This is a genomic window from Pseudomonas sp. P5_A12 (assembly GCF_056400685.1).
The window spans coordinates 1-9,684 of sequence record NZ_JBFUKU010000287.1; the positions used below are offsets into that span (position 1 = coordinate 1).

The following is a 9,684-nucleotide window of genomic DNA, read 5'->3' on the forward strand; positions in this document are numbered from 1 at the left end:
GTGGTGGGGGAGGCGAGCAATGGCGAGCAGTTGCTCGAGACTTTGCGGCATGTGCCGTGCGAGGTTGTATTGCTGGATATCTCCATGCCGGGCGTGAATGGCCTGGAAGCGATTCCGCGGATTCGTGCGCTGAACAATCCGCCCGCCATCCTGGTGTTGTCGATGCACGACGAGGCGCAAATGGCCGCCCGGGCATTGAAAGTCGGCGCCGCGGGTTACGCGACCAAGGACAGTGATCCGGCGCTGCTGTTAACCGCGATCCGTAAGGTAGCGGCGGGTGGGCGCTACATCGACCCGGATCTCGCCGACCGCATGGTTTTCGAAGTTGGCTTGACCGATTCCAGGCCGTTGCACTCATCGCTTTCGGAGCGCGAGTTTTCGGTGTTCGAACGTCTGGCCCAGGGCGTCAACGTCAATGACATCGCCCAGCAACTGGCCCTGAGCAACAAAACCATCAGCACCCACAAGGCGCGATTGATGCAGAAGCTCAACATCACCTCCCTGGCGGAACTGGTGAAGTACGCGATGGAACACAAACTCCTCTAAGACACCCCCCGTCCACTGTGGGAGCGAGCAGGCTCTCTCCCACAAAGGGCTGTGTGCATATCCAATAACGACGTACATTTCAGCCCACTACGCCTGTTCTTGCGGCTTGTAGCTGACAGCTTGCCGCTGCGTTGTCAAAACGCGCCATCCTTGTAGGGCAATCCCTACCCCCAACCTTCCATTCGGCTGAGGCGATTCTCTCCTGCCCCCCGATTTGCGTGGTCGGCAGGGTCCACTAGGCTTAGTCCCACAGCAGTCATCAACAACAAAGGTGCGGGTATGAGCCAGGTCGATTCAAACGCAGGGGCCAGCGACATTCTGGTCAGCTTTCGTGGAGTGCAGAAAAGCTACGATGGCGAGAACCTGATCGTCAAAGACCTCAACCTGGACATTCGCAAAGGCGAATTCCTCACCTTGCTCGGGCCGTCCGGCTCCGGCAAGACCACCAGCTTGATGATGCTCGCCGGTTTCGAAACACCGACCGCAGGCGAAATACTGTTGGCCGGGCGTGCCATCAACAACGTGCCGCCGCACAAGCGTGACATCGGCATGGTGTTCCAGAACTACGCGTTGTTCCCGCACATGACGGTCGCCGAGAACCTCGCGTTCCCGCTGACCGTGCGCGGCATGAACAAGAGCGACGTCAGCGCCAAGGTCAAAAAAGTCCTGAGCATGGTGCAACTCGACGCCTTTGCTCAGCGCTATCCGGCACAACTGTCCGGCGGACAGCAGCAGCGTGTGGCACTGGCCAGGGCRCTGGTGTTCGAGCCGCAGCTGGTGCTGATGGACGAACCCCTCGGCGCACTCGATAAACAACTGCGCGAACACATGCAGATGGAGATCAAGCACCTGCATCAACGCCTCGGCGTGACCGTGGTCTACGTGACCCACGACCAGGGCGAAGCCCTGACCATGTCTGATCGGGTGGCGGTGTTCCATCAAGGCGAAATTCAGCAGATCGCGCCACCGCGCACCCTCTACGAAGAGCCGAAAAACACCTTCGTCGCCAACTTCATCGGCGAGAACAACCGCCTCAACGGCCGCTTGCACAGCCAGACCGGTGATCGCTGCATCGTTGAACTGGGTCGCGGCGAAAAAGTTGAAGCGCTGGCGGTCAACGTCGGTAAGACCGGCGAACCGGTCACGCTGTCGATTCGTCCCGAGCGCATCAGCCTCAATGGTTCCAGCGAATCATGTGTCAACCGCTTCTCAGGAAGGGTGGAGGAATTCATCTACCTGGGCGACCACGTCCGGGTTCGCCTGGAAGTCTGCGGCAAGACAGATTTCTTTGTGAAACAACCGATTGCCGAGCTCGATCCCGCGCTGGCCGTCGGCGACGTAGTACCGCTTGGCTGGCAGGTCGAACACGTTCGCGCGCTCGACCCACTTCTAGAGGCGCATTGATCGCCCCCCTGCTTCAACAACACCAACCCTGCACGTGGAGAGAACAATAAATGTTGAGATCCCTGAAATTCACCGCCCTGGTCATGGGCATGATCGGTGCGGCACACGCGATGGCCGCGGGTCCGGACCTGACCGTGGTGTCCTTTGGCGGGGCGAACAAGGCTGCGCAGGTCAAAGCCTTCTACGCACCGTGGGAAGCGGCAGGCAACGGCAAGATCGTGGCGGGCGAGTACAACGGCGAAATGGCCAAGGTCAAAGCCATGGTCGACACCAAGAGCGTGTCCTGGGACCTGGTAGAAGTTGAATCGCCAGAACTGTCCCGTGGCTGCGACGAAGACATGTTCGAGCAGCTGGATCCCAAGCTGTTCGGCAAACCAGAAGACTTCGTCAAAGGCGCTATCCAGCCGTGCGGCGTGGGCTTCTTCGTGTGGTCGACCGTGTTGGCCTACAACGCCGACAAACTGACTTCCGCACCAACCAGCTGGGTGGATTTCTGGGACACCAAAAAATTCCCGGGCAAGCGTGGCCTGCGTAAAGGCGCCAAGTACACCCTGGAATTCGCTCTGATGGCCGACGGTGTTGCACCGAAAGACGTCTACAAAGTACTGGCCGGCAAGGATGGTCAGGACCGCGCGTTCAAGAAGCTCGATGAGCTCAAACCAAGCATCCAGTGGTGGGAAGCTGGCGCACAACCGCCGCAGTACCTCGCTTCTGGTGACGTGGTCATGAGCTCGGCCTACAACGGCCGGATCGCTGCCGTGCAGAAAGAAAGCAACCTGAAAGTGGTGTGGAACGGCGGCATCTACGACTTCGACTCATGGGCGATTCCAAAAGGTCTGGATAAAGCACGTGCAGAAGCGGCGAAAAAATTCATCGCCTTCTCGGTGCAGCCGCAGCAGCAGAAGACCTAMTCGGAAAACATCGCCTACGGCCCGGTCAATGTCCTGGCCGTACCGTTGCTGCCCAAGGATGTCCTGAAAGACATGCCGACCACCCCGGAAAACATCGCCAACCAGGTGCAGATCGACGTCAGCTTCTGGGCTGACAACGGCGAGCAACTGGAACAGCGCTTCAATTCCTGGGCTGCCAAGTAACACATGTAACAAGGGACGACGGTTCACTGGTTGATCGTTCCCACGCTCTGCGTGGGAATGCCGCCCGGGACGCTCCGCGTCCTTGTGACGCAGAGCGTCACTGGATGCGTTCCCACGCAGAGCGTGGGAACGATCATGGTTCGGGGTGCTTCTGCGCCTCTGTAACGATCAAAGATTTCCGGAGTACGCCATGGCCACCGCCATTCCACTGAACGCGGGCACTGACCCCACCTTGAAGCAGCGACTCAAGCACGCCGAGCGGATCAACCGCTGGAAGGCTCAAGCCTTGATCGCGCCGTTGGTGCTGTTTCTGTTGCTGGTGTTCCTGGTGCCCATCGTGGCGCTGCTCTATAAAAGCGTGGGTAACCCGGAAGTGGTCGGCGGCATGCCGCGCACCGTGTCGGCCATCGCTAGCTGGGACGGCCGAGGCCTGCCCGCTGAACCGGTTTACAAAGCGGCCAGCGAAGACCTCGCCGAAGCCCGCAAGAATCAAACCCTGGGCGACTTGTCCAAGCGCTTGAACATGGAACTGGCCGGCTATCGCAGCCTGCTGACCAAAACTGCTCGCGCGTTGCCGTTCGCCACTGAACCGGCTTCCTATAAAGAAGCGCTGGAAGCGCTCGACGAGCGTTGGGGCGACCCGGCCTACTGGCAAGCGGTGCGCCGCAACGTCAGCAGCATTACGCCTTACTATCTGCTGGCAGCGGTCGATCATCGGATCGATGACCTCGGCGAACTGGCCCCGGCGACACCCGATCAGGCGATCTATCTCGACATCTTCGCCCGGACCTTCTGGATGGGCCTGATCATTACGGCGATCTGCCTGGTACTGGCATATCCATTGGCCTACCTGCTGGCGAACCTGCCTTCGCGTCAAAGCAACCTGTTGATGATTCTGGTCCTGCTGCCGTTCTGGACCTCGATCCTGGTGCGTGTCGCCGCCTGGATTGTGTTGTTGCAATCGGGCGGACTGATCAACAGCGGCCTGATGGCTATGGGCATCATCGATAAACCGCTGGAGCTAGTGTTCAACCGTACCGGCGTTTACATCTCCATGGTGCACATCCTGCTGCCGTTCATGATCCTGCCGATCTACAGCGTCATGAAAGGCATCTCGCCGACGTACATGCGTGCCGCGATTTCCCTCGGCTGCCACCCGTTTGCCAGTTTCTGGCGGGTGTACTTCCCGCAGACTTATGCCGGTGTCRGTGCCGGTTGCCTGTTGGTGTTCATCCTCGCCATTGGCTACTACATCACCCCGGCGTTGCTGGGCAGCCCGAACGATCAGATGGTCAGCTACTTCGTCGCCTTCTACACCAACACCAGCATCAACTGGGGCATGGYGACCGCACTGGGCGGGTTATTGCTGCTGGCGACCGTGGTGCTTTATCTGATTTACAGCTGGCTGGTGGGCGCCAGCCGCCTGCGCCTGAGYTAAGGGGAGAACGAAATGCTGAGTCCTTATATGTCGCCCGTTGAGCGGGTGTGGTTCTACAGTTTGCGGATTTTCTGCGGCTTGATTCTGTTGTTCCTGATTTTGCCGGTGCTGGTGATTATTCCGCTGTCGTTCAACTCGGGCAGTTTCCTCGTGTACCCGCTGCAAGGCTTTTCGCTGCACTGGTACCAGGACTTCTTTGGCTCGGCCGAATGGATGCGTGCGCTGAAGAACAGCATCATTGTCGCCCCGGCGGCGACGGTGCTGGCGATGATCTTCGGTACGCTTGCAGCAATTGGCCTGACCCGCGGCGATTTTCCCGGCAAGCCTCTGGTGATGGCCCTGGTGATTTCGCCGATGGTGGTGCCGGTGGTGATCATTGGTGTGGCGAGTTACCTGTTCTTTGCCCCATTGGGGTTGGGCAACAGCTTCTTCTCGCTGATCGTGGTGCATGCGGTGTTGGGTGTGCCGTTTGTGATCATCACCGTGTCGGCGACGCTGCAGGGGTTCAACCAAAATCTGGTGCGCGCCGCTGCAAGCCTGGGTGCCTCGCCACTGACGGCGTTCCGCCGGGTGACATTGCCGTTGATTGCGCCGGGTGTGATCTCCGGTGCGCTGTTTGCCTTTGCGACATCGTTCGATGAAGTGGTGGTGACGTTGTTCCTGGCCGGTCCGGAACAAGCGACCTTGCCACGGCAGATGTTCAGCGGGATTCGCGAAAACCTCAGCCCCACTATCGCCGCTGCAGCGACCTTGTTGATCGCCTTCTCGGTAATCCTGCTGCTGACCCTGGAATGGCTGCGTGGTCGCAGCGAAAAACTGCGCACCGCACAGGTCTAAAGCCACACACCATCCCCTGTGTGAGTGAGCCTGCTCGCGATAGCTATCTGACATTCAACATTGATGTTGACTGACACACCGCTATCGCGAGCAGGCTCRCTCCCACAGTTGATTTGTGGTGGTTTCGGGATCGTTGGTCATTCATGTCCTGAATAGCAGACAACCCCCAATCCCCAGCTACTCTTGTGCCCAGCTCCCCTAGCTATAAGAGGCTGCGCACGATGAGTCTTTCCTCTTTCAAAATTGCTCACAAATTGATCACCGGCGCAGGCGCTATCGAGCAGCTCGCCGCTGAACTGACCCGTCTTGATGTCGTTAACCCGCTGATCGTGACCGATGCGGCGCTGGTCAAATCCGGCACGGTCGAGTTGGCGCTGGCGCAATTGGGTGATCGCACCTACGAGATTTTCGACCGGGTCCTGCCAGACCCGGAAATCGCCATCGTCGAAGACTGCATGCGGGTGTATCGCGACGGTGGGCATGACGGCTTGATCGGCCTGGGCGGTGGCAGTGCCATTGATATTGCCAAGAGCGTGGCGGCGTATGCCGGTTACCACGGCGCGCTGGAAGACCTGTTCGGTGTCGATCAAGTGCCGCGCAAAGGTCCACCGCTGATCGCCCGACAAGGTCGCGCAGCTGAAAAAAGGCATCGTCAGCGACTACCTATTACCCGACGTGGCGCTGGTCAGTCCGCAAATGACCCTGACCTGCCCGCGCGGTGTTACGGCGGCCAGTGGCGTCGATGCATGGGTGCATGCCATCGAGTCCTACCTGTCGGTCAATGCCTCGCCGATCACGGACGCCTTGGCCATCGGCGCCATCAAGCTGATCGCCAAAGCGTTGCCCAAGGCCTATGCCAATCCGTCCAACCTGCAAGCCCGTGAAGACATGGCCACCGCCAGCCTGATGGCGGGCATGGCGTTCGGCAATGCCGGGGTCGGCGCGGTGCACGCGTTGGCGTACCCGCTGGGCGGACGTTTCAATATCGCCCACGGTGTCAGCAACGCCTTGTTGCTGCCCTATGTCATGACCTGGAACAAGATGGCCTGCGTCGAGCGCATGCAAGATATTGCCGAGGCCATGGGGGTGAAGACCGCTCATCTGAGTGCCAACGATGCCGCGGACAAAGCCGTGGAGGCGATGACCGCGCTGTGCGCAGCGGTGGAAATCCCGCTGGGCATGCGCAGCTTCGGCGTTCCCGAAGACGCCATCCCGGCCATGGCTGCGGAAGCGGCAGGGATCGAGCGCCTGATGCGCAACAATCCACGCAAATTGAGCGCCGCCGATATCGAGAAAATCTACCGAGCGGCGTACTAGGGGGCGTTCTCCAGTAGTTTCCGCGGCGGGGAAACTACGGGAGAAAGCCCCCAAGACAACCACTACGTGCCCAACCTGACCATCGGCCCGATGGTGTGCGCGGCGCTGCGCAAGTACGGCGTGACCGCGCCAATCGACGCGCACCTGATGGTCAGCCCAGTGGACCGCATCGTCGGTGACTTCATCGAAGCCGGCGCGACCTACATCACCTTCCACCCGGAAGCTTCGCAGCACGTCGACCGTTCCCTGCAACTGATCCGCGAGGGCGGCTGCAAGTCGGGCCTGGTGTTCAATCCGGCGACTCCGCTGAGCGTGCTCGAATACGTGATGGACAAGGTCGACATGATCTTGCTGATGAGCGTCAACCCGGGTTTTGGCGGGCAGAAGTTCATCCCCGGCACCCTCGACAAGCTGCGCCAGGCGCGTGCGTTGATCGACGCCTCCGGGCGTGACATTCGCCTGGAAATCGACGGTGGCGTGAACGTGAACAACATCCGTGAAATTGCTGCTGCTGGCGCTGACACCTTCGTCGCAGGCTCGGCGATTTTCAACGCGCCGAACTATCAGGAAGTGATCGAGAAGATGCGCGCCGAACTGGCACTGGCTCGCCCATGAGTGGTTTTGAGCAGTTGTTCCCTGGGCGTCTGCCGCGACTGGTGATGTTCGATCTGGATGGCACGCTGATCGATTCGCTCCCGGACCTCGCAGCGGCCGTGGATAACATGCTGCTCAAGCTGGGCCGCCAGCCTGCCGGCATCGAGTCGGTACGTGAATGGGTCGGCAACGGTGCGCCGGTATTGGTGCGGCGTGCGCTGGCGGGTGGCATTGAGCACTCCGCCGTCGACAACACTGAGGCTGAACATGCGCTGGAAATTTTCATGCAGGCCTATGGCGCAAGCCATGAGCTGACCGTGGTTTACCCTGGTGTGCGCGACACCCTGAAGTGGCTGCACAAGCAAGGCGTGGAGATGGCGCTGATCACTAACAAGCCGGAGCGTTTCGTCGCGCCGTTGCTGGATCAGATGAAGATCGGCCGCTACTTCAAATGGATCATCGGCGGCGATACCCTGCCGCAGAAAAAGCCCGACCCGGCCGCACTGTTTTTCGTGATGAAAATGGCCAACATCCCGGCCTCGCAATCCTTGTTCGTCGGCGATTCGCGCAGCGATGTGCTGGCGGCGAAAGCGGCGGGGGTCAAGTGCGTGGCGCTCAGTTACGGCTACAACCATGGTCGGCCGATTGCCGAAGAGTCACCGGCATTGGTGATCGACGATCTGCGCAAACTAATTCGCGGTTGCCTGGATCCAGCCGCTGAGATAACGTTGCGCGACGCTGTTCAACCCCCTGCTGGAAACGCCATCGTGGTGGTCACTCGCAAACTCTGGATGAAAGTCATCAAGGCCCTGGCCCGCTGGCGTTGGCGCGCCTGACTTGTTCCTGGCCGGCGTACCGGCGCGTTTGCATACCTGACCGTTAGACCCTCAAGCCACGAGGCTACCCCATGATCCGCGAAGAATTCCTGCGTTTGGCCGCTGCTGGCTACAACCGCATCCCGCTTGCCTGCGAAACCCTGGCTGACTTCGACACGCCGCTGTCGATCTACCTGAAACTGGCCGACGAGCCGAACTCCTACCTGCTTGAATCGGTTCAGGGCGGGGAAAAGTGGGGCCGTTATTCGATCATCGGTCTGCCGTGCCGCACCGTACTGCGGGTGCATGACCATCACGTCAGTGTGACCGTCGACGGTATCGAGACCGAAAGCCATGACGTTGAAGACCCGTTGGCCTTCGTCGAAACCTTCAAGGCCCGTTACAACGTGCCGACCATCGCCGGCCTGCCGCGTTTCAACGGTGGTCTGGTGGGTTACTTCGGTTATGACTGCGTGCGGTACGTGGAGAAGCGTTTAGGCAAATGCCCGAATCCGGATCCATTGGGCGTGCCGGATATTCTGCTGATGGTCTCCGATGCGGTGGTGGTATTCGACAACCTCGCCGGCAAGATGCACGCGATTGTGCTGGCCGACCCGGCGCAGGCCGATGCTTTCGAGCAAGGCCTGGAACGTTTGGAAGAACTGCTGGAAAAGCTGCGCCAGCCGATCACGCCGCGCCGTGGCCTGGATTTCAGCAAGCAACAGTCGGCTGATCCGGTGTTCCGTTCGAGCTTCACTCAGGACGATTACGAAAAAGCCGTCGACACCATCAAGGAATACATCCTGGCCGGTGACTGCATGCAGGTCGTACCGTCCCAACGCATGTCGATCGACTTCAAGGCTGCGCCGATTGATCTGTACCGGGCGCTGCGTTGCTTCAACCCGACGCCTTATATGTACTTCTTCAACTTCGGCGACTTCCATGTGGTCGGCAGTTCGCCGGAAGTGCTGGTGCGGGTTGAAGACAACCTGATCACCGTGCGCCCGATTGCCGGCACGCGCCCACGCGGCGCCAACGAAGAAGCCGACCTGGCACTGGAAAAAGACCTGCTGTCCGACGACAAGGAAATCGCCGAGCACTTGATGCTGATCGACCTGGGTCGTAACGACACCGGTCGGGTCTCGGAAATCGGTTCGGTGAAGCTCACCGAGAAGATGGTCATCGAGCGTTATTCCAACGTGATGCACATCGTGTCCAACGTCACCGGGCAATTGAAGGCCGGTCTGACGGCGATGGACGCGCTACGGGCGATCCTGCCGGCGGGCACGTTGTCGGGTGCGCCGAAGATTCGCGCGATGGAAATCATCGATGAATTGGAACCGGTAAAACGTGGCGTCTACGGCGGTGCGGTCGGTTACTTTGCCTGGAACGGCAACATGGACACCGCGATTGCAATCCGCACGGCGGTGATCAAAAACGGTGAGCTGCATGTGCAGGCCGGCGGCGGCATCGTTGCCGATTCGGTACCGGCGCTGGAATGGGAAGAAACCCTGAACAAACGCCGCGCGATGTTCCGCGCCGTGGCACTGGCCGAACAAACTCCGGACACCTGAGTTCACCGGTAACCCTGTGGGAGCGAGCCTGCTCGCGAAAGCGGTGTATCAAGCGAAGTTGATGT

At 59.9% G+C, this 9,684-nt stretch carries 7 protein-coding genes and 2 pseudogenes; all 9 read left to right on the forward strand.

Going from position 1 to position 9,684, the window contains the following annotated elements:
• The coding region (locus tag AC1DSG_RS25555; RefSeq protein WP_477793372.1) for a response regulator at positions 1-546 on the forward strand (546 nt) is incomplete at its 5' end.
• 279 nt (positions 547-825) lie between these two features.
• The gene (locus AC1DSG_RS25560; protein WP_477793373.1) at positions 826-1,950 is read left to right on the forward strand and encodes an ABC transporter ATP-binding protein; all 1,125 of its coding nucleotides are present in this window, start codon (positions 826-828) and stop codon (positions 1,948-1,950) included.
• 50 nt (positions 1,951-2,000) lie between these two features.
• The gene (locus AC1DSG_RS25565) at positions 2,001-3,044 is read left to right on the forward strand and encodes an ABC transporter substrate-binding protein (protein WP_477793374.1); all 1,044 of its coding nucleotides are present in this window, start codon (positions 2,001-2,003) and stop codon (positions 3,042-3,044) included.
• A gap of 190 nt (positions 3,045-3,234) precedes the next feature.
• Positions 3,235-4,482, forward strand: coding sequence for an ABC transporter permease (locus AC1DSG_RS25570; RefSeq protein ID WP_477793375.1), 1,248 nt, complete (start codon positions 3,235-3,237; stop codon positions 4,480-4,482).
• A 12-nt stretch (positions 4,483-4,494) separates the two neighbouring features.
• Positions 4,495-5,319 carry an ABC transporter permease gene (locus AC1DSG_RS25575; protein ID WP_477793376.1) on the forward strand — a complete coding sequence of 275 codons (825 nt, stop codon included), beginning with the start codon at positions 4,495-4,497 and terminating at the stop codon, positions 5,317-5,319.
• 221 nt (positions 5,320-5,540) lie between these two features.
• Positions 5,541-6,636: pseudogene (locus tag AC1DSG_RS25580) on the forward strand (iron-containing alcohol dehydrogenase).
• Between the two features lie 54 nt (positions 6,637-6,690).
• A pseudogene (gene rpe, locus AC1DSG_RS25585) lies at positions 6,691-7,251 on the forward strand (ribulose-phosphate 3-epimerase); the annotation flags it as partial.
• Positions 7,248-8,066, forward strand: a complete 819-nt coding sequence (locus AC1DSG_RS25590) for a phosphoglycolate phosphatase (protein WP_477793377.1) — start codon at positions 7,248-7,250, stop codon at positions 8,064-8,066. The pseudogene rpe and the gene AC1DSG_RS25590, both read left to right, overlap by 4 nt.
• A gap of 71 nt (positions 8,067-8,137) precedes the next feature.
• On the forward strand, positions 8,138-9,619 hold the full coding sequence (trpE, locus tag AC1DSG_RS25595; protein WP_452628356.1) for an anthranilate synthase component I: 1,482 nt from the start codon (positions 8,138-8,140) through the stop codon (positions 9,617-9,619).
• Positions 9,620-9,684 lie beyond the last annotated feature (65 nt).